General features: G+C 62.7%; 13 protein-coding genes. 8 read left to right on the top strand and 5 right to left on the bottom strand.

Features of this window, described 5'->3' with window-relative positions; genetic code table 11:
• Positions 1-31 precede the first annotated feature (31 nt).
• Positions 32-6,322 carry a VCBS domain-containing protein gene (locus VFW93_RS06245; RefSeq protein WP_329693127.1) on the top strand — a complete coding sequence of 2,097 codons (6,291 nt, stop codon included), beginning with the start codon at positions 32-34 and terminating at the stop codon, positions 6,320-6,322.
• 91 nt (positions 6,323-6,413) lie between these two features.
• Positions 6,414-7,472 carry a GNAT family N-acetyltransferase gene (locus VFW93_RS06240; RefSeq protein WP_329693126.1) on the top strand — a complete coding sequence of 353 codons (1,059 nt, stop codon included), beginning with the start codon at positions 6,414-6,416 and terminating at the stop codon, positions 7,470-7,472.
• Between the two features lie 44 nt (positions 7,473-7,516).
• Here the strand turns inward: VFW93_RS06240 and VFW93_RS06235 are convergent, their stop codons facing one another.
• Complete coding sequence (locus VFW93_RS06235) at positions 7,517-8,233, bottom strand: helix-turn-helix transcriptional regulator (RefSeq protein ID WP_329693125.1); 717 nt, start codon at positions 8,231-8,233, stop codon at positions 7,517-7,519.
• A gap of 143 nt (positions 8,234-8,376) precedes the next feature.
• Here VFW93_RS06235 and VFW93_RS06230 point away from each other — a divergent pair, with 143 nt between their 5' ends.
• From VFW93_RS06230 to VFW93_RS06220, 3 genes are read left to right on the top strand one after another with little or no spacing between them, the layout of a single operon-like run.
• On the top strand, positions 8,377-8,976 hold the full coding sequence (locus VFW93_RS06230; RefSeq protein ID WP_329693124.1) for a response regulator transcription factor: 600 nt from the start codon (positions 8,377-8,379) through the stop codon (positions 8,974-8,976).
• A 9-nt stretch (positions 8,977-8,985) separates the two neighbouring features.
• On the top strand, positions 8,986-10,407 hold the full coding sequence (locus VFW93_RS06225) for a hybrid sensor histidine kinase/response regulator (RefSeq protein ID WP_329693123.1): 1,422 nt from the start codon (positions 8,986-8,988) through the stop codon (positions 10,405-10,407).
• Positions 10,407-11,219, top strand: coding sequence for a hypothetical protein (locus VFW93_RS06220; protein ID WP_329693122.1), 813 nt, complete (start codon positions 10,407-10,409; stop codon positions 11,217-11,219). Before VFW93_RS06225 ends, VFW93_RS06220 begins: the two co-directional genes overlap by 1 nt.
• Before the next feature lie 6 nt (positions 11,220-11,225).
• Here the strand turns inward: VFW93_RS06220 and VFW93_RS06215 are convergent, their stop codons facing one another.
• Positions 11,226-12,896 (bottom strand): diguanylate cyclase, encoded by a 1,671-nt coding sequence (locus tag VFW93_RS06215; protein ID WP_329693121.1) that lies wholly within the window; start codon positions 12,894-12,896, stop codon positions 11,226-11,228.
• A gap of 213 nt (positions 12,897-13,109) precedes the next feature.
• Between VFW93_RS06215 and VFW93_RS06210 the strand changes: the two genes are divergently transcribed.
• Both VFW93_RS06210 and VFW93_RS06205 read left to right on the top strand, forming a co-directional pair.
• Positions 13,110-13,709: an FMN-dependent NADH-azoreductase gene (locus VFW93_RS06210; RefSeq protein ID WP_329693120.1), complete on the top strand. Its 600-nt coding sequence runs from the start codon at positions 13,110-13,112 to the stop codon at positions 13,707-13,709.
• 38 nt (positions 13,710-13,747) lie between these two features.
• Positions 13,748-14,629, top strand: coding sequence for a pirin family protein (locus VFW93_RS06205; RefSeq protein WP_329693119.1), 882 nt, complete (start codon positions 13,748-13,750; stop codon positions 14,627-14,629).
• A gap of 22 nt (positions 14,630-14,651) precedes the next feature.
• On the opposite strand, the gene VFW93_RS06200 is transcribed toward VFW93_RS06205, so the two are convergent.
• The 3 genes from VFW93_RS06200 to VFW93_RS06190 are packed head-to-tail and all read right to left on the bottom strand — an operon-like array spanning position 14,652 to position 18,186.
• Positions 14,652-15,008, bottom strand: coding sequence for a diacylglycerol kinase (locus VFW93_RS06200; protein ID WP_329693118.1), 357 nt, complete (start codon positions 15,006-15,008; stop codon positions 14,652-14,654).
• Positions 15,005-15,688, bottom strand: coding sequence for a phosphatase PAP2 family protein (locus tag VFW93_RS06195; RefSeq protein ID WP_329693117.1), 684 nt, complete (start codon positions 15,686-15,688; stop codon positions 15,005-15,007). Before VFW93_RS06195 ends, VFW93_RS06200 begins: the two co-directional genes overlap by 4 nt.
• Positions 15,689-15,717: 29 nt before the next feature.
• Positions 15,718-18,186 (bottom strand): ATP-binding protein, encoded by a 2,469-nt coding sequence (locus VFW93_RS06190; RefSeq protein ID WP_329693116.1) that lies wholly within the window; start codon positions 18,184-18,186, stop codon positions 15,718-15,720.
• A 241-nt stretch (positions 18,187-18,427) separates the two neighbouring features.
• On the opposite strand from VFW93_RS06190, the gene VFW93_RS06185 reads away from it, so the two are divergent.
• Complete coding sequence (locus VFW93_RS06185) at positions 18,428-19,444, top strand: helix-turn-helix domain-containing protein (protein ID WP_329693115.1); 1,017 nt, start codon at positions 18,428-18,430, stop codon at positions 19,442-19,444.
• Positions 19,445-19,513 lie beyond the last annotated feature (69 nt).

Genomic DNA, 19,513 nt, shown 5'->3' with positions numbered 1-19,513 from the left:
GACGGATGCGGGCGCCAACAATGTGTACGACGTGAACGTGCAAGTGAGTGACGGCACTTTGGTGGGACCCAAGGCGATCGCGGTGACGGTGGTCAACGCCAACGAAGCGCCGACGATCACCAGTGCGGCAACCGCGACGGTGGTCGAAAACACGACGGCCGTGATGACGGTGGTGAGCGACGATCCGGATGCGGGGGCGACCAAGACTTACAGCATCGTGGGTGGAGCAGACGCGGCCAAGTTCACGATCAATGCGTCGACGGGCGCGTTGACCTTTGCGGCGGCACCGAACTTTGAGGCTCCCGCGGATGCGGGTGCCAACAATGTGTACGACGTGAACGTGCAAGTGAGTGACGGCACTTTGGTAGGACCCAAGGCGATCGCGGTGACGGTGGTCAACGCCAACGAAGCGCCGAAGATCACCAGCGCGGCAACTGCGACGGTGGTCGAAAACACGACGGCCGTGATGACGGTGGTGAGCGACGATCCGGATGCGGGGGCGACCAAGACTTACAGCATCGTGGGTGGAGCGGACGCGGCCAAGTTCACGATCAATGCGTCGACGGGTGCGCTGGCCTTTGCGTCGGCACCGAACTTTGAGGCTCCCGCGGATGCGGGCGCCAACAATGTGTACGACGTGAACGTGCAGGTGAGCGACGGCAGTCTGGTGGATCAAAAGGCGATCGCCGTGACGGTGAGCAACGCCAACGAAGCGCCGAAGATCACCAGCGCGGCAACCGCGACGGTGGTCGAGAACACGACAGCGGTGATGACGGTGATGAGCAGCGATCCGGATATGGGTGCGACCAAGGCCTACAGCATCGTGGACGGAGCGGACGCGGCCAAGTTCACGATCAATGCGTCTACGGGGGCGCTGGCCTTTGTGGCGGCACCCGATTTTGATGCACCCACAGATGCAGGAGCCAACAATGTGTACGACGTGAGCGTGCAGGTCAGCGATGGCAATTTGGCGGCGACCAAAGCGATTGCAGTGACGGTGATCAACAATCAAGCGCCGGTGATCACTAGTGCAGCCAGCGCCACGATCTCAGAGAACACGACAGCAGTACTGACCGTGACGAGCAGCGATCCGGATGCCGGATCGACCAAGATCTACTCCATCCTGAGCCTGTCGAACTGGGATCCGCTCAAGTTACCACCACCTGGTCAAGATTCAAGCAAGTTCACGATCGACGCATCGACGGGTGCATTGTCCTTTATAGAGGCGCCAAACTTTGAGAACCCGCGCGATGGCGGCGCCAACAACGTCTACGATGTGACGGTGCAGGTGAGTGATGGCAGCTCGGTGGTCACACAGGCGATCGCTGTGACAGTGACCAATGTGAATGATGCTCCGGTGTTGCCGGTCAGTTTGTCCGGGTCGATCCTGGAAAACAGGACCTACGTAATGACAGTGGTTAGCAGTGATCAAGATGCTGGTGCGACGGCAACGTACAGCATTGAGGGTGGTGCGGACGCAGGCAAGTTCACCATCGATGCATCGACGGGTGTCCTGACCTTATTGGCTGCGCCGAACTTCGAGGCGCCGACGGATGCGGGCGCCAACAATGTGTACGACGTGAACGTGCAGGTGAGCGACGGCAGTCTGGTGGATCAAAAGGCGATCGCCGTGACGGTGAGCAACGCCAACGAAGCCCCGAAGATCACCAGTGCGGCAACCGCGACGGTGGTCGAAAACACGACGGTCGTGATGACGGTGGTGAGCGACGATCCGGATGCGGGGGCGACTAAGACTTACAGCATCCAGGGTGGCGCGGACAGGGCCAAGTTCACGATCGATGCGTCGACGGGTGCGCTGGCGTTTGCGGCGGCACCGAACTTTGAGGCTCCCGCGGATGCGGGCGCCAACAATGTGTACGACGTGGGCGTGCAGGTGAGCGACGGTGGTTTGATTGATTACAAGGCGATCGCCGTGACGGTGGTAAACACCAATGAAGCCCCGACGATCACCAGTGCGGCAACCGCGACGGTGGTCGAGAACACGACAGCGGTGATGATGGTGACGAGCAGTGATCCGGATACGGGCGCGACTAAGACCTACAGCATCGTGGACGGAGCGGATGCGGCCAAGTTCACGATCAACAGCAATACCGGTGCTCTCGATTTTGCCGTCGCGCCAGACTTTGAAGTACCCACAGACGCGGGCGCCAACAATGTCTACGACGTGAGTGTGCAGGTCAGCGACGGCAGTTCGGTGGCGACCCAGGCGATCGCGGTGGCGGTGACCAACGTCAATCTACTGATCACCAGTGCGACCAGCGTTGCGGTGGCCGAGAACACAACGGCGGTGATGACGGTGACGAGCAGCGCGGATGTCGGCGTGATCAAGGCGTATAGCATCGCGGGTGGTGCGGACGCTGCCAAGTTCACGATCAATGCGTCGACGGGTGCGCTGGCCTTTGCGGTGGCGCCGAACTTTGAGGCTCCCGCGGATGCGGGCGCCAACAATGTGTACGACGTGAACGTGCAGGTCAGTGACGGCAGTTCGGTGGCAAGCCAGGCGGTCGCGGTGACGGTGAGCAACGTCAACGAAGCCCCGACGATCACCAGCACGGCAACTGCTGCGGTGGCCGAAAACACGACGGCCGTGATGACGGTGACGAGCAGCGATCCGGATGCGGGGGCGACCAAGGCCTACAGCATCGTGGGCGGAGCGGATGCGGCCAAGTTCACGATGAATTCGTCGACGGGTGCTTTGGCCTTTATTGCAGCACCCAACTTTGAGGACCCGAGGGATGCGGGCGCCGACAATGTGTACGACGTGAGCGTGCGGGTGAGTGACGGCAGTTTGGTGGGGCCCCAGGCGATTGCGGTGAGGGTGACCAACACCAATGAGGCGCCGATCATCACAAGCTCGACGACGGCTAGAGTGGTGGAAAATACGACGGCAGTGATGACGGTGATGAGCACCGATCAGGATGCTGGTGCGACCAAGGTATACAGCATTGCGAACGGAGCGGATGCTGCCAAGTTCATGATCGATCCGTCGACGGGCGCGTTGTTCTTCTCGGTTGCACCGAACTTTGATACCCCCACAGACGTGGGGGCGGACAATGTGTATGACGTAAGCGTCCAGGTCAGTGATGGCAGCACTGCGGTTACACAGGCGATCATGGTAACGGTGATCAACAACGAGGCTCCGGTGATCACCAGTGCAGCCGACGTTATGGTGTCGGAGCACATGACCATAGCGATGGTGGTGAGTGGCAGCGATCAGGATGCTGGCGCCGCGCTGACATACTCCATCGTGGGTGGCGCGGACGCGGCCAAGTTCAATATCAACCGATCGCTAGGCTTGCTGACCTTCGTGGCAGCGCCGAACTTTGAGTCCCCCTCTGACGAGGATTTGAACAATGTGTACGACGTGGTCGTGCAGCTCAGTGACGGTAGTGCAGTGGACACACAAGCGATTGCTGTGACGGTGACCGACCTCAATGATGCACCGATCATCACCAGCTCTGCCACTGTCGAGGTAGCAGAGAACACGACGGCTGTGATGACGGTGACGAGCAGCGATGAAGATGCGGGCGCGACCAAAGAGTACAGCATTATTGCTGGTTCAGACCATGTCAAGTTCACAATCAATTCGTCAACGGGTGAACTGGCCTTTGTTGCCGCGCCTGACTTTGAGGCGCCCACAGACGTGGGTGCGAATAACGTGTACGAAGTGAGGGTGGCAGTTTGGGACAATGGCGCTGCGGTGAGTACACAGCTGATCGCGGTCGAGGTGACCAACGCCCACGAGGTCCCTTTGTTCGCCAGTGTGGCTGAAAATGCGACGGCGGTGATGACGGTGTTGAGCAGCGATCTGGATGCGGGGGCGACCAAGGCCTACAGCATCGTGGGCGGAGCGGACGCAGCCAAGTTCACCATCAACAGCAGCACAGGCGCGTTGGACTTTGTGGCGGCACCGAACTTTGAGGAACCGATGGATGCAGGCGCCAACAATGTGTACGACGTGAGCGTGCAGGTCAGTGACGGCGGTGGGGTCGAGACACAGGCGATCGCGGTGACGGTGATCGATGTCAATGAGGCCCCATTAATCACCAGTCCGACGTCAGCCATAGTGAGGGAGAACAGGACGGCAGTAATGTTGGTTAGGAGCAGCGATCCAGATGCCGGCACGATCAAGGCTTTTTCCATCGCGGGAGGAATGGATGCAGCCAAGTTTACGATCAATGCGTCGACAGGGGCGTTGGCCTTTGTGGACGAGCCGAACTTTGAGGCACCCACAGACGCGGGGGGCAACAATGTGTACGACGTGAGCGTGCAGGTCAGTGACGGTGACCTAGTGGCCATAGAGGCGATCGCGGTAACGGTGACCGATGACAACGATATCCCTGTGATCATTAGCCCGTCAGGTGTTTCCGTGGCAGAGAACACGACGGAGGTGCTGATAGTGACCAGCAGTGATCAGGATCCGGGTGCGATCTCGATGTTCAGCATCTGGGGGGGGAATGATTGGGCCAAGTTTACGATCGATGCATCGACGGGAGCGTTGGCCTTCGCTGCCGCGCCCAACTTTGAGGAGTCAACAGATGCGGATGGCGATAACGTGTACGAATTGAGCGTACAGGTGACTGACGGTGATGGGGTGGACACACAGGCGATCAAAGTGACAGTGACCAACGCCAACGACGCGCCGACCGGTGGCGTCACGGTATCCGGCTCCGCAGTTCAAGGCGAAACCCTGCTTGCTTCGAACACCCTGGCGGACGCCGATGGCCTCGGGACCATCACCTACCAATGGCTCCGTGATAGCGCCATTGTTGCCACGGGTGAATCCTATGTTCTCGGACAAGCAGATGTTGGTCAGCAGTTGTCCGTACAAGCCATCTATACAGATGGGTTGGGCAACGTCGAAGCTGTCAGCAGCGCGCAGACAGACCCGGTTCTTTCGGGTGACCTGGAACTGCTGGGAACCGAAGGCAATGATTCACTGGTTGGTGGCTATGGCAACGACACCCTGGATGGCGGCATCGGTGTCGACACCCTGGTGGGGGGCAGCGGCGACGACGTATACATTGTGGAAGAGACCTTTGACGAATATGGCCTCTCACAGGGATTGGATGTGGTCGTGGAGGCCGCAGATGGCGGGACCGACACCATTTCTTTGTGGGAAGGGCAGAACTACGTGATGCCCGACAACGTAGAAAACCTTGTCATGGGGGCCAAGGCTGAGTCGGCAACAGGCAATGCGCTGAACAACAACATCGGTGGCTCCAGCCTTGACAATCATCTCTTCGGATTTGATGGCGATGACACCCTGGTCGGTTGGAGTGGCAACGACACGTTGGATGGAGGTCTCGGGATCGATGTTCTGACGGGCGGCGCTGGGGATGACGTCTACTATGTCGATGAAACCCTCGATGCCGATGGATACAGCATCCTTGGGGTCGATTCGGTGGTCGAGAATGCTGACCTGGGCTCGGACACGGTCTATGCCGCTGTTGCGGACTACGTCCTGGCCGACAACGTTGAGAACCTCGTCATGGAAGGCAAGGTTGGGTCGGGTAACGCTCTGAATAACCACATCACGGGTTCTGCCGCGGATAACAGCCTCTATGGTATGGAAGGCAACGACACGATCCTTGGGATGACTGGTGGAGATAGCATCAGCGGGGGTGTCGGCAATGACAGCCTCATGGGTGGTGACGGTAACGACACCTTGGTTGGTGATGAAGGTGACGACATGTTGCTCGGTGAGGCGGGTGTCGACAGGCTCAGTGGCGGTGCGGGAGCGGATACCTTGTTCGGTGGTGAGGGCAATAGCATCATCTCTGGCGATGATGGCGACGACATGTTGTTCGGTGAGGCGGGTGTTGACAGGCTCAGTGGTGGCGCGGGAGCGGATACCTTGTTCGGTGGTGATGGGAATAACATCTTGTCGGGCGGCTTGAACAGCGACACCTTGTCCTCTGGTGTGGGCAACGATACCTTCTCGTGGGGCCGTGATCAGGGGGCGGACGTCCTGGACGACTCCGGTGGTACCGACTTGCTCAACGTGCTGTCCGGTGTGACCTCTGATCAGGTTTGGCTGCGTCGGGTGGACAACACCAACAACCTCGAAATCTCGGTCATTGGTACGGGCGATACCTTCACGGTGAACAACTGGTATGCCTCAGCGAGTAACCAGGTTGAAAGCATCAAGTTGTCTGACGGGAAGGCTCTGAACGTTACGGGGGTGCAGAACTTGGTGAACGCGATGGCGTCGTTCTCGCCGCCCGCAGTCGGTCAGACCACCTTGCCTGCGAACTACCAGACATCCCTTAGCGCGGCCATCGCAGCCAACTGGGTCTGAGGCGTTCTCTAGGCCTTTGTGGCAACAAGGGGCTGACCTTTCGGGGTCAGCCCTTTTCATCTTTGATGTTGTTTGAGAAGGAGTGCAATACATGCGTATCCTGGACAAGCTGCGGGCGCAGGTGATATCGCAGCCGGGAAACGCCGACGCGTGGAGTAGCCTGGGCCATGCTCTGTTGTCTCAAGGGGCGGGGGCTGAGGCAGATGCGGCGTTTAAACGCTCCATGGCGTTGCGGGCCGACAATGGTGCGGCTCTCATGGGAATGGCGCGAATGGCCATGACCCGAAGGAATGACACCGAAGCCATCGCATTGCTGACGCAAGTACTTCACCTTACGGGGGAAACTTCGGCCCTTCGCGTGCACGCTGCTCATCGTTTGTGTGATCTGCTGATCAAGAACTGCCGGGCGGGCGAGGCCCGCGATGTGTTGCGAGATGTCGTCGATATTGCCGATGCAATACCTCCGGTATGGTTTGAGGATATGTGTTGGCGGGCGGGGGCGTTCTGGTGGGAGCCCGTGGTCGGTCACCGCTTGACTTTGCGCAGGCCATCCGCTGAAGATGCCGCGTGGCTGAAGCGAAGCTTCATGGACGATACATTTGCCAGTACCGTCAATCGCAACTATGCCGCCAAGGTGCGTGGCATGTCTGTGGAGCAGATAGCGGCGCAACTCGGAATGCAGTTGGGTCAGTCGCCGGTCGATTTAGGCGCTCAGATGTTCCTGATTGATCGCAAGAACGCTGGGCCGATCGGGATTGCTTCGTTCGTTTCGATGGATCTGGTTTCTCGTCGCGCCGAGTTCATCATCGGTTTCGTCGATGAGGTGCCGCATGGCGTGGTGGTCCTGGAGGCGTCAGCTCTTCTGGCGGAGTTCGCATTCCGGCGTGCCTGTTTGCACAAGGTGAGCGTGGCTTTTTACGGCGACAACCCACGAATTCGCTTGCTGGAGAGCGTGTTGGAGAGGGTTGGTTTTATCAGGGAGGGCGTGCAGCGGGAGCATATGCGTGTATCGCGCGAACGATATATCGACGTTCACCTTTGGGGGGGGCTTGCCCGGGACATTCTAAGCAACGCCCTGCTGAACAAGTTATCGACGCGGCTGGAGAGATCAGGCACTGACGAGATGGCAGTCATGAAAGAGCGCGGGTGAATGTGCGCAGAAGTCGCTGACCAATATGCTGCGACGGTGGGCTATCACCCCAGCCACTGCGCCGCCAGCGAAGGCCGGTTGCGCACCCCATAACGCCGATACAGCGCCGTCACATACTGGTGGGCCGTGTTGGTGCTCAGGTTGAGGTCGGAGGCGATCTGTTTTTCCGAGCGGCCGGTCACCAGCAACAGCAGCACCTTGCGCTGGTGCGGGGGCATGGGGCCAGCCGGGCTCAGGGGGCCATGGCTCAGTGCCAGCCAGTGCAGCCAGCGCGACAGCCCGCCCAGAGCGAGCTCCAGCAACTGGCGATCATGGCTGCTGAAGGTGTCGCCTCTTGCCTCGCGCACCAGGGTGAAGTGCATGGTCAGTTTGTTGGCCATCGGCAGGGGCAGCGTCAGCTCGGGCCCGTCGCTGCTCAGACCGTCATCGTGCAGCTCCAGGCTTTCGCTCCAGTGCTGGGTGGCCAGGGTCATGGTCTTGCCCGAGCGCAGGGTGCCTTGCAACTGCCAGCGCACCGCATCGGCCGACAGCATCTGGCACAGGCGCTTGAGCAGGTGGAGCAGGCCGGTGTCGACCTCGTGGGCGGACATCGACTGGATGTCTCGCCACAGTTGCGTCATCTCAGCCAGATCAAGGGCCGGGGCTTTCTGGGGCTCCGGCACCAGGGCCACGCGGCGCAGCGGGCGGCGGTGGATGTTGCCCCACAGGCCGGGGGCGGTATCGATCAGCTCGGCGGTGCGGGCGGCGGTGGTGGTCAACATGGCAAGATCCTTCCTGAATGCCACGCATCGTGCCGGACGCGTCCGTCCCGGACAACCGTACCAAAGTACGGGTGAGCACGCCAGGGTGGACCCGTCCTTTTGGACGGGTGTGCCATCCGCGCACCTATGGGATCATCCGGACCATGTACACCCTTTTGTTTGTCGACGACCACCCGCTTTACCGGGAGGGCGTGCGCCGTGCCTTGAGCGAGGCCATGCCCGCGCTGCGCATTGTGCTGGCCGACGGGCAAACCTCGGCGCTGGCGGTGCTGGCATCGGACGATGACATCGATCTGTGTCTGTCCGACTTCAATCTGCCCGACGGCGATGGCTTGAGCCTGCTGGGGCGCGTGGCGCAGCAGCACCCCACGGTGGCGCGCGGTTTGCTGTGTGGCGAGCCTGATGCGGCCATGGCCCGACAGGCGCGCAGCCTGGGGTGTGTGGCCTGCCTGTCCAAGGACCGTGACATTGCATCGCTGGTCGATGCCCTCAAGACCTTGTTCAATGGTGGCGCGGTGTTTGATGTGGATCCGTCGCAGGCGGTGGGAACCACCACCTTGTCCGACAAGCGCAAGGACATCCTGCGTCTGGCCGCCAAAGGGCTGTCCAACAAGGAGATCTCCCAGTTGTTGGGCATCTCCGAGCGCACGGTCAAGGACCACTGGGCTGCCATCTTCGATCAGATGGGCGTGAGCAACCGCACCGAGGCCGTCAGCCAGGCCTTGCGCGAGCGTCTGCTCTGAGGGTCTGCCATGTCTGCCGTCGTGAACACCACCGTGTCTTCCTGGTTCGCCGAGCATGCGCGTCGGCCGCTGATCTGCGCCTTCCTCATCGGCATGGTGGTGCCGGTGGCGGCCTACCTGCTGTGGCGGGCCACGCCCCTCAGCCTCACGGCGGCCACCGGCCTGCTGGTGCTGGCGGCGCTGCTGGGGCGGTCCTGCTGGATGGCGGGGCAGGCCGCGGGGCAATCCTGGCGCGACATCGAGGCCATGCGCATCGAGGCCACCGAGATGCTGGAGCAGCAGCACGCCCTGGTCGCCAAGGCCGCGCAAGAGGCCGCCCTGGCCGAGCTGGCCAGTGCCGAAAAAACCCGCTTCTGGGGTGCGGCCAGCCACGACCTCAAGCAGCCTCTGCACGCCTTGGGGCTGTACACGGCCTTGTTGCGCAAGGACCCGCACGAGGCCGAGCGGCGTGAGCTGATCGATCACATCGGCTCCTGCGTCACCAGCCTGACCGGGCTCTTCGATGCCATCCTGGGCGTGACCCACGCCGAGACGGCCCACCTGCACGCCAAACCGGCCGCTGTGCCTCTGCAGCGAGTCATCGATCAGGTGCTGATTCAGCTCAAGCCCAATGCCGAGGCCAAGGGGCTTCAATTGCGCATGGTGCCCACCTCCCTGTGGGTGCATGCCGACCCCTCTATCATTGAGCGCATCTTGGGAAATCTGCTGTCCAACGCCATTCGCTACACCGATCAGGGCAAGATCCTGGTGGGGGTGCGCCGGCGCCCGGGTGGCTGTGCGCTGGTGGTGGCCGACACGGGCGTGGGCCTGTCCTCTCAGGATCAGAATCGCATCTTCGATGACTTCTTTCAGGTCAACAATCCCGAGCGCCAGCGCGACAAGGGCTATGGACTGGGGCTGTCCACGGTGCATCGCTTGTGCGCAGCCCTGGGTTATGAGATCGATGTGCAGTCCAGCCCCGGCAAGGGCAGCTTGTTTGCCGTGACCTTGCCGGTTGATTCGCCCACCCATGCCGAGGAAGCTCCTGAAGACGTTCACACGCTGGAGTCCGATCTCCATGTCCTGTTCGTCGAGGACGATCCGCTGGTGCGCGATGCCATGAACCGCATGCTGCACGACTGGGGGGTGCGCGTGAGCATGTGCAGCTGTGGTGACGAGGCCATGGCCATCCTCAGCCAGGAGTTTGACAAACCCTGGCATGTGTTGCTGGATTACTCGCTGGCCGACAACGAGACCGGCCTGCAGGTAGCCGACCGCATCCGCACCATCATTGGCGAGGGGCCCATCATTTCCCTGGTCACTGGGGAGGATGACCCGGCGGTGGATCAAGGGGCCGCAGACCGTGGCATCACGGTGCTGCGCAAGCCGCTCAAGCCGATGCGCCTGCGTGCGCTGCTGCACTCGCAGCAACTGGGCGAGGGGGTGCTCTGATGCCGCCGTTTGACGTCTTCGACGCCTTCGACAAGGACACCCGGCTGCCCGACAGCCTGTCGGCCGCCAAGTGGCTCAAGCTGGGCGCGCCCATGTCGACCACCGATGCGGGTAAGTCGCTGGCCCAGGCCCTGGTCAAGATGGAGGTGCTCTACAAGAAGGTCGATTTCAAAGACTTGCGCCCGCCTCGCAACAAGACCTTCGAGTCGCTTGACGAGCTGGAGCTGTGCGAGAAGCAGGCCAAGAACACCTACCGCAGCCAGGTGGTGCCCCTGGTCAGCCAGGCGCTGGAGGTCAAGAAGCAGGCGCTGGCCATGGTCAAGCTGGCGCAGGCCAATGCCAAGGCGCCACGGTCCGTGGTGGCGCTGGTGGTGGACATGAGCAAGGAGTCGGCGCAGGTGGCCGACGACCTCAAGGATCTGAACATGATCTTCAAGCCCTTTGATGAGGCCCGCAAGGGCCTGGTCAAGGCGGCGGGCCACCTGCGCAAGACCATCGGGCCCCACCTGCAGGCGCTGGGCAAGGGCCTGGATCTGTGTCTGCGCACCCCCACCCGAGAGGCCTGGGACAAGGCATGCAAGCTGCCTTGCAAGGCCGTGCACAACACCATCAAGAACACGCCCCAGCTCAAGGACGAGTTCTGGGCCACCTGGAAGGTGCACGATGGCGATTCCTTCTCGCATGCCTTGCAGGTGGCCGAGAAATCCGCCTTGAAGGACCCACGCGCGAAGCAGAAGATCGAAGAGGTCATCACCCGCATGTGCCGGGACCTCAAGAAGGAGCTGGCCCTGCTGGACAAGTTCGTCGGCTGACAGGGCTCAGGTCGTGACCGTGCGGTGGCGGCCGCTGTGCTTGGCCTGGTAGAGCGCCTGGTCGGCGCGTTCGATGCTCTGGTCCAGCGTCTCTTCGTAGCGCTGCTCGGTCAAACCGGCCGAGAAGGTGATGCGCAACTCTGGCACGGTGCTGGAGACCTGGGTATGGGTGACCGCATCGCGCACGCGCGCCAGACCGGCCTCAGCATGATCGAGTCGGCAATCGGTGAACATCAGCAGGAATTCTTCGCCACCCCAGCGGGCGATCACATCGGCTTCTCGCAGGACCGATCGGGCGGTCTTGGCAAAGTTGCGCAGCACCTCGTCACCCACACCGTGCCCGTAGGTGTCGTTGACTTGCTTGAAGTGGTCGATGTCCAGGATGGCGATGCAGAAGATGCGACCGCCACTGTCGCTGAACTGCTTTTGCAGCGCCAGGGATTCCATCATGTGCCGCCGGTTGAACAGGCCGGTGAGCTCGTCCCGGGTGGCCAGGGTCTGGATGCGCGCCAGCGCCTGGCTGAGCTCCTCCTTGCGGGCTTGCAGGCGGGCACGCAGCTCGCTCAACTGCCCTGACAGCAGGGAGATGGTGGGCAGCGAGGTGCAGGCAAACAGGAAGTGCGTCAACTCCTGGCGCACCGTGTAGCGGGTCGGGTCCAGGGTGGCCATGGCCAGCATGGTCAGACCTTGCAAGGTCAGCGCGAACAGGGCGGCCAGCCGGGTGTGGCGGGCGCTCAGGTTGAACATGCCGAAGACCAGCACCAGCGCCAGCAGGATCAGGGCGGCGCCGCGTGAGCCTTCCAGGATCGCATAGGCCCACACCACGGAGGTCAGCGCCACCACGATCTGGGGCATGGTCAGCGCCGGGTCCTCGAACTGCAGATTGATGCCGCTGCGCAGCAGCACGTAAAACGTCAGCACCGTGGTCATCATGTAGGTGCCCAGGGAGAGCGCCGGCTCGGCTCGCACGGCACCGGTGCTGGCCGCATACGCCAGCACGACCGTGCAGATCAGGAAGTTCACGGCGGCCACCATGAAGCGCTGGATGCGGATGCGCTGCTTGGGATCCTGGGTGAAGATCAGGTTCAGCAGGGCCTGCATGGCCTCGGAGTGCTCGACGTCGTCCGAGTTGGAGAACTGCCAGATCGAGGCCACTGCCACCGCCATCAACATGAAGCGCACCAGCTCCTTGCCCATGTCGTAGGTCTGAGGTTGGTGATGCACCAGCCACACCATGCCTGCGGCGATGCAGAACATCGAATAGGCGCTGAGCAGGCGAATCTTGAGCGGGCTGAGGTGCCTGAACCCGAACATCAGCACGGGGACCAGCGCCACCAGGATGGCGTCGCGCCACACGCCGCTGAACGAATAGATCCAGCCGGCCAGGGAGGCGGGTGCCAGCATCTGGAACAAGGTGAGCGAGGGATCCTTGAAGCGGCGGTTCCAGCCACAGCGGATCACGATGTACAGCAGGGCGACCAGGGCCAGCATCGCACCGCTGACCGCCCACACGGGGGCTGCGGGCAACACCCCATGCGCGGCAGCCCAGTGCAGCAGCAGGGCGGTCACCAGGTAGCCCAACGAGCCCGTGAGCATGCGGCGCAGGCGCAGGCGTTGTTTCCAGTCGGTGCTCAGCAGCAGCGCACTCAGGGGATGACGATCCGCGGAGGTTGACAACGGGGGACTCTGCGAGGGAAGGGCCATGATCCGCTATCGACCGGGCCCCATGGGAACTGTAGCGATGAATCGCGTTTTGCATGGCGGGTTTTCCCCTGGTTGGTTTTGTATTATTTCAATTTTGGAATAATGATATCCATTCAAAGGGATTCTCTGGTGAATTGTTGAGGAATAGAGTTCATTCATCGCGAACACACCCCTCAAGGACCTCAGATGAACATCCTGCAAATCAACGCCAGTGCCCGCCGTGAAGGTGCCAACTCCACCCGCGTGGCCGACACGGTCACGGCCCGTCTGCAAGCCGCGCATCCTGGCGCCACCCTCACGCTGCGCGACCTGGCCATCACCCCTCACCCTGTGCTGGACGAGCTGGCGCTGGGTGCCCTGTTCACCCCGGCAGACCAGCGCACCCCCGAGCAAGCCGCTCGGGTGGCCCTGGACGATGCCTTGATCGCTGAAGTCCAGGCCCATGACACCATCGTGCTGGGCGTGCCGATGTACAACTTCGGGGTGCCCGTGCAGCTGAAAAACTGGATCGATGCCATTGCCCGCGCGGGCGTCACCTTCCGCTACACCGACAAGGGCCCCCAGGGTCTGCTCCAGGGCAAGACGGTCTACGTGGCCTTGGCCCGTGGCGGACGCTATCGTGACACCGCTGCGGATTCGCAGGTGCCCTATCTGAAGACCCTGCTGGGCTTCCTGGGCATGAGCGATGTGCACTTCATTTACGCTGAAGGTCTGGCCATGGGGCCGGATGCAGCGGCTGCGGGCTTTGCCCAAGCCGAGGCTGACCTCGACGCCGCGCTGGCCTGATCGCGGGGCCTTTTCACTTGGTCCAACAGGAGCACACCATGAACACCACGATCGACGTCACAACGACGGTGAAGCAGCCACGTGCGGTGGAGCGCCTGGTCGTGGGGCAAGCCACGTCCGACGGCGCCGGGGTCAAGCTCACCCGTGTGCTGACGCAGAACCTGCAGCGCCGGCTCGACCCCTTCCTGATGCTCGATGCCTTTGGCAGCGACCGGCCCGATGACTACATCGCGGGCTTTCCGGACCACCCGCATCGCGGCTTCGAGACCGTGACCTACATGATCGCGGGGCGCATGCTGCACCGCGACAGCGCCGGGCACGAAGGGCTGCTGGACAATGGGGGCGTGCAATGGATGACCGCCGGCCGTGGCGTGGTCCATTCTGAAATCCCTCAGCAGGCCGATGGCGTGATGGAGGGCTTTCAGCTCTGGTTGAACCTGCCCGGGCGCGACAAGATGATGGCGCCCTGGTATCGGGACTTCAAGGCCGAAGAGTTGCCCAGGTTCAAGACGCCGGCCGGGGTGTTGGTGACCGTGATTGCCGGCCGCAGTCATGGCGTGGTCGGCGCAGTGACCCGGGAGGCCACGGCCCCGCTCTACCTGGATGTGCACCTGCCCGCCGGGACGCGTTTCGAGCAGGTCCTGCCGCCCACCCACAATGCCTTTGTCTATGTGTACCGGGGCGAGGCGACTGTGGCGGGGCAGGCCGTGCCCGCCCAACGCATGGCGCTGCTGGCCAATGCAGCCACGTCCGATGGCGTGGTGATCGAGGCGCAGGGCGAGACCCGGCTGCTGCTGATTGCGGGTCAGCCCCTGGGTGAGCCGATTGCCCAGTACGGTCCCTTCGTGATGAACAGCCAGGAAGAGATCTACCAGGCGCTGCGGGATTTCCGCGATGGGCGACTGGGGGAGGCCGGCTGAGGGTGCGCGGACGGGCCGACGCTCATCTCCCCAGCCAGTCCACCAGATAGCTCGCGCCGACCACCAGTGCCACCACACTGGCCAGGAGGGTGGCGCCGGCCGCGATGTCCTTGGCCGCGCCGATGGCCGGATGCCGCTCGGGGTGCAGATGATCGATCAGGGTCTCCAGTGCCGAGTTGATCAGCTCGGCCACGATCACCAGGCCCACGGTCAGCGCCATCACGGCCCACCACAGAGCCGATGCCCGGGTGAGGCTCAGCACCAACACCACGGCGACCGTGGCCAGCAAGTGGGTGCGCAAGCTTTTTTCCTGCCTCGTTGCCAGTCTCAGCCCGTTCAGGGCGTAGCCCAGGCGCCTGCCCAAGGATTGGCCTTTCATGCACGGCCCCCATGGTGGATCCTGTACCACTGTGCCGCGCCCCAGCAGGCCAGCGCCCAGGCCGTACCAGCCGCCCAGCCGGCCATCACATCGGTGGGCCAGTGAACACCCAGGTAGATCCGGCTGATGCCGATGAGCCCGGTCAGGATCAGCATGGCACCCATGACAAAGAGTTTCAGCCTGGCCGAGGACATCAATTGCGACAGCAATGCGCCCAACGTCAAGTAGACAAGTGCTGACACCATGGCGTGCCCGCTGGGGAAGCTGGCCAGCATCACATAGTCGCCATGCGCCAGCAGTTCCGGGCGGGGGCGATGGAAGATGCCTTTGAGCGCCGTCATGGTCAGTACGCCGCTGGTGGTGGCCATCAGCACGAACAGTGCGGTCATGTGTCGACCGGCGATGGCGAGAAAGACGATGACCGCCGAGACCATCAGCCCCAGCACGGTGACACTGCCCAGGGCCGTGATGTCGCGAGCCATGGCCAGCATCCATGCGGGTCTGTCGCCCAGGCCCGACGGGCTGTGCATGCCCAGCAGGTTCAGGACGGTGAGGTCAAACGCATGGGCGCCGCCATCGAGCACCTCTTCGGCCACCTCCAGAAAGCTCCACAAGGCAAACGCGAATGCGGCGACGATGAAGATCGGGCCAGGTCTGGCGCCACGTCGGAGGAAGGGCAAAGTCAATGCGGTCCTTTCAGGGAGGCCTCTCATCGGGCTGGGGGGTGTCCTCGTGCGCTTTTACGCCATGGTCGGCTGGGCTCCGGCTCCGAGGGCTCCTCCAGAGATTTCCAGAGTTTGCTCAATGCCTGGATGTGGCTGACCACCTCGTGGTTGACACTTCCGGGAGGGTAGGTGCCTTGGTCGTCGGGCTCACCGGCGGGCAGGCCTGTCAGCAGGGCCATGGCCTCATCGACACTGTCGACCGCATGGATGCGGAAGGTGCCGGCTCGTGCGGCGGCCACCACATCGTGGCGCAGCATCAGGTGCTTGATGTTGGCTGATGGAATCAGCACGCCCTGATCGCCCGTCAGGCCGCGCGCCGAGCAGATGTCGAAGAAGCCTTCGATCTTTTCATTGACGCCGCCGATGGCCTGCACCTGTCCCATCTGGTTGATGGAGCCCGTCACGGCCAGGCTCTGCTTCAGTGGCAGTCGGGCCAGGTCGGACAGGAGGGCGCAGGTCTCGGCCAGCGAGGCGCTGTCGCCATCCACATGGCCATAGGACTGCTCGAACGCCAGGCTGGCCGACAAGGGCAGGGGCTGCTGGCGTGCATAGCGCCCAGCCAGGAAGGACGACAGGATCAGCACCCCCTTGGAGTGCAGCGAGCCCGACAGCTTGGCCTCGCGCTCGATGTTGATCACCTCGCCATCGCCCAGGCGTGTGACGGCGGTGATTCGCGTGGGCTGCGCAAAGGCGAAGTCCCCCATCTCCAGCACCGATAGACCGTTGATCTGCCCGGTCACGGTGCCTTGTGTGTCGATCAGGATCGTGCCGCGCAGGATGGCTTCGTGCAATTGCGTGCGGATGCTGTCCTGGCGGCGGATCTGTGCATCAATGGCCTGCTGCACGTGGTGGGCCGCCACGGTGCCGTGGCCCGACTGGCGAGCCCAGTAATCGGCCTCGCGCAGCAGGTCGGCCACGCTGCGGATGTGGGTGCTCAGGCGCTCGGCGTCTTCCACCAGCCGCGCGCTGAAATCGATGACACGGGCCACCGCCGTGCGATCGAAAGGCAGCAACTGGTCCTTGCGCACCAGGGTGGCCACCATGCGTGCATAGAGCTGGTGGGTGTCGGCATTGCGCTCGATGCGATCCTCGAAATCTGCGGCCACCTTGAACAGCTCGCTGAAATCCGGGTCGACCTCTTGCAGCAGGTAATAAAAGAGGGGGTCACCAAAGAGGATGACCTTGACGTCCAGCGGGATGGGTTCGGGCTCCAGCGACACCGTGCTCACCAGGCTGTAGACCTGCGCCAGCGATTCGAGCCGGATCTCGTGGGACTGCATGGCCTGCTTGAGGCTTTCCCAGGCAAAGGGTTGCATCAGCACCTTGCGGATGTCCAGCAGGAGGTAGCCGCCGTTGGCGCGGTGCAGTGCACCGGGCTTGATCAGTGTGAAGTCCGTGATCAGGGCACCCAATTGCGACAGGTGTTCGATGCGGCCGATCAGATTGCCATAGCTGGGGTTGTCTTCGCTCACGATGGGCGCCCCCGTGCCCGGTGTCTGGGTCACCAGCACATTGACCTGGTAGCGATGGAAGGTCTCGTGGGTGACGACGGCCAGGCCACCGCCCAACTGCGTGGTTTCATCGGGGCTCTTGAAATCGTCCGCATGCTCCAGCATGTCCTTCTGCACGACATCCAGATAGGCCAGCACGGCCGGCAGGTCGGCAAAGCGTGCGCGGATGTCGTCGATCAGGTGCTTGACTGCCTGCAGCGTGGTGTCCTGATCTAGCCGCTTGAGGTGCTCGGCGCGTTCTTTGCGCCAGCGCGGCAGGTCTTCCAGGATGTGCCCGAGCTTGTCCTGCAGCGCCGCCATGGCCGTGGCGATGCGGTGCTTTTCCTCATCAGGCAACTTGGCGTAGTCATCGGGCGGGATCACCTCGCCGTCCTGGGTGGGCACGAAGGTGAAGCCGCTGGGGGTGCGCAACAGGATGATCTTGTGGCCCTCGGCCTCGTCGCCCAGGGCCTTGAGTCGGGCCTCCTGCCGTTGGTTGAACTCCTCCTGAATGGCTTCGGCCTTGGCGCGGTGGTCGTCACTGTCGAACAGCGCCGGAATGGCCGTGCGCAGGTAGTCGACCAGTTGCGCCATCTGGTCGCGCAGCTCGGCGCCACGGCCTGCCGGCAGGCGCATGGCCCGCGGCTTGTGGGGTTGATCGAAGTGGTGCAGGTAACACCAGTCGGGCGGATCGGGTTCGCCGCGCGCGCGCTGGGTCAGGAGCTGGCGCACCATGGTGCGCTTGCCCATGCCCGAGGGGCCGAGCACAAAGATGTTGTAGCCCTCATGGCGCATGCCGGTGCCGAAGTGCACCGCATCGACGGCGCGCATCTGGCCGATCAGCTCGGTCAGATCCTCCAGTTCGGCCGTGGTCTGGAAGCCGAACTGCAAGGGATCGCAGGCGTGGTGGAGTTGTGCAGGGTCCAGCGCCTGCAGTCCGGGCGTGGACAGGTTCAGATCCATGAATGAAGGGCTCGCGCAGCAATCGATGTCACGCCGCAAACACTATCTGAAGCCCGGGCTGTTTGCAAACGCCCTGAATCTGCCGTGGCTCACGCCCGACGGGGCGGCGTGGTTAAGCGATCCGCGTTCATTAGGGAAATCACCGGCCTGTGCGTCTTCATCGATGCATCGAAAACACGCAGACTAGCGAGCTTGTTCACCGGTGGGCGCCCCCGCTGTTTGCTGTTCGTGATTGCTCCCCATGCGACTGTCGCCCATCAACCTCAAGATTCTGGCTCATACCCTGGACGTCGAAGGCTTCGATTCCAGCGAGGTGCTGCGCCGATGCGGGATTGAATCGGCAGACGACCTGCCGGAGGATGGCCCCTGGGTGCCGGTCGACCTGTTCGCCCGCATGATGGAGGCGGCCGTGGAGTCCACCGGGGATCCGGCCTTTGGTCTGGTGGCAGGCAAGAGTCTGGCGCTGATGCGTTATGGCGCCCTGGTGCCGCTGGTGCTGTCGACCTCCAGCCTGCGCCAGATGCTCGATGACATCCGCCGGTTTGCACCGCTGTCGATTGAGCGCTCCGAGGTGGAGCTGATCGAGGACCGTGATGCCGCCCGGCTGATCGTGCAGCCGGTGGTGCTCGGCGGCGTGGGTGGGCAGTTCCGCCTGCAGATGGTCTCGACCAGCGCTGTGCAGATGCTGCGCTTCGCGGGTGCAGGCAACGATGACATCCACCATGTCGACTTCCCCCATCCGCCGCCGATCGGTCATGAACATCGCTATGCCGCGACCTTCGGCTCCTGCATCCGCTATGACCGCCGGGAGTGCGCGATCGGGTTCAACCCCGCGCTGCTGGACATGCGCATGCCCAGTCATGACCCGGTGGCCTATGTGAGCGCCCGGACCCGCGCGGAGGCCCTCCTGGCCGCGATGCAGGCTGGCACCGATCTGGCGGAGCAGGTGCGGCAATGGTTGCTGAACGCCTTTCCCCGGCTGCCCACCGTTTCGGACACCGCCGAGCACCTGGGCATGAACGAGCGCAGCTTCCGGCGCCAGCTGGCCCTGCTGGGCACGACGCATGCCGATCTGCTCCAGGAGTGCCAGCGCCTGACGGCCGAGCGCTTGCTGGCCGAAGGTCGACAGCCACTCAAGCAGATCGCCGAGTCGCTGGGCTTCTCATCGGTGGCCAGCTTTCACCGCGCATTTCGACGCTGGTCGGGCCTCACACCGTCGGATTGGCGACAAAGCAAAGGCGTCAATGCGCGTTCCTAGGGAAAACCTCTGCCACTCAAGTCAATGGATTGGTCTGTGCGGCTATAGCCGCCGTGAGGGCTGATTCCC

The organism is Aquabacterium sp. (assembly GCF_036279675.1).
Taxonomy (GTDB): domain Bacteria; phylum Pseudomonadota; class Gammaproteobacteria; order Burkholderiales; family Burkholderiaceae_C; genus Aquabacterium.
The sequence above is the reverse complement of the archived record's forward strand: the minus strand, read 5'-3'. Positions and strand labels throughout refer to the sequence as shown.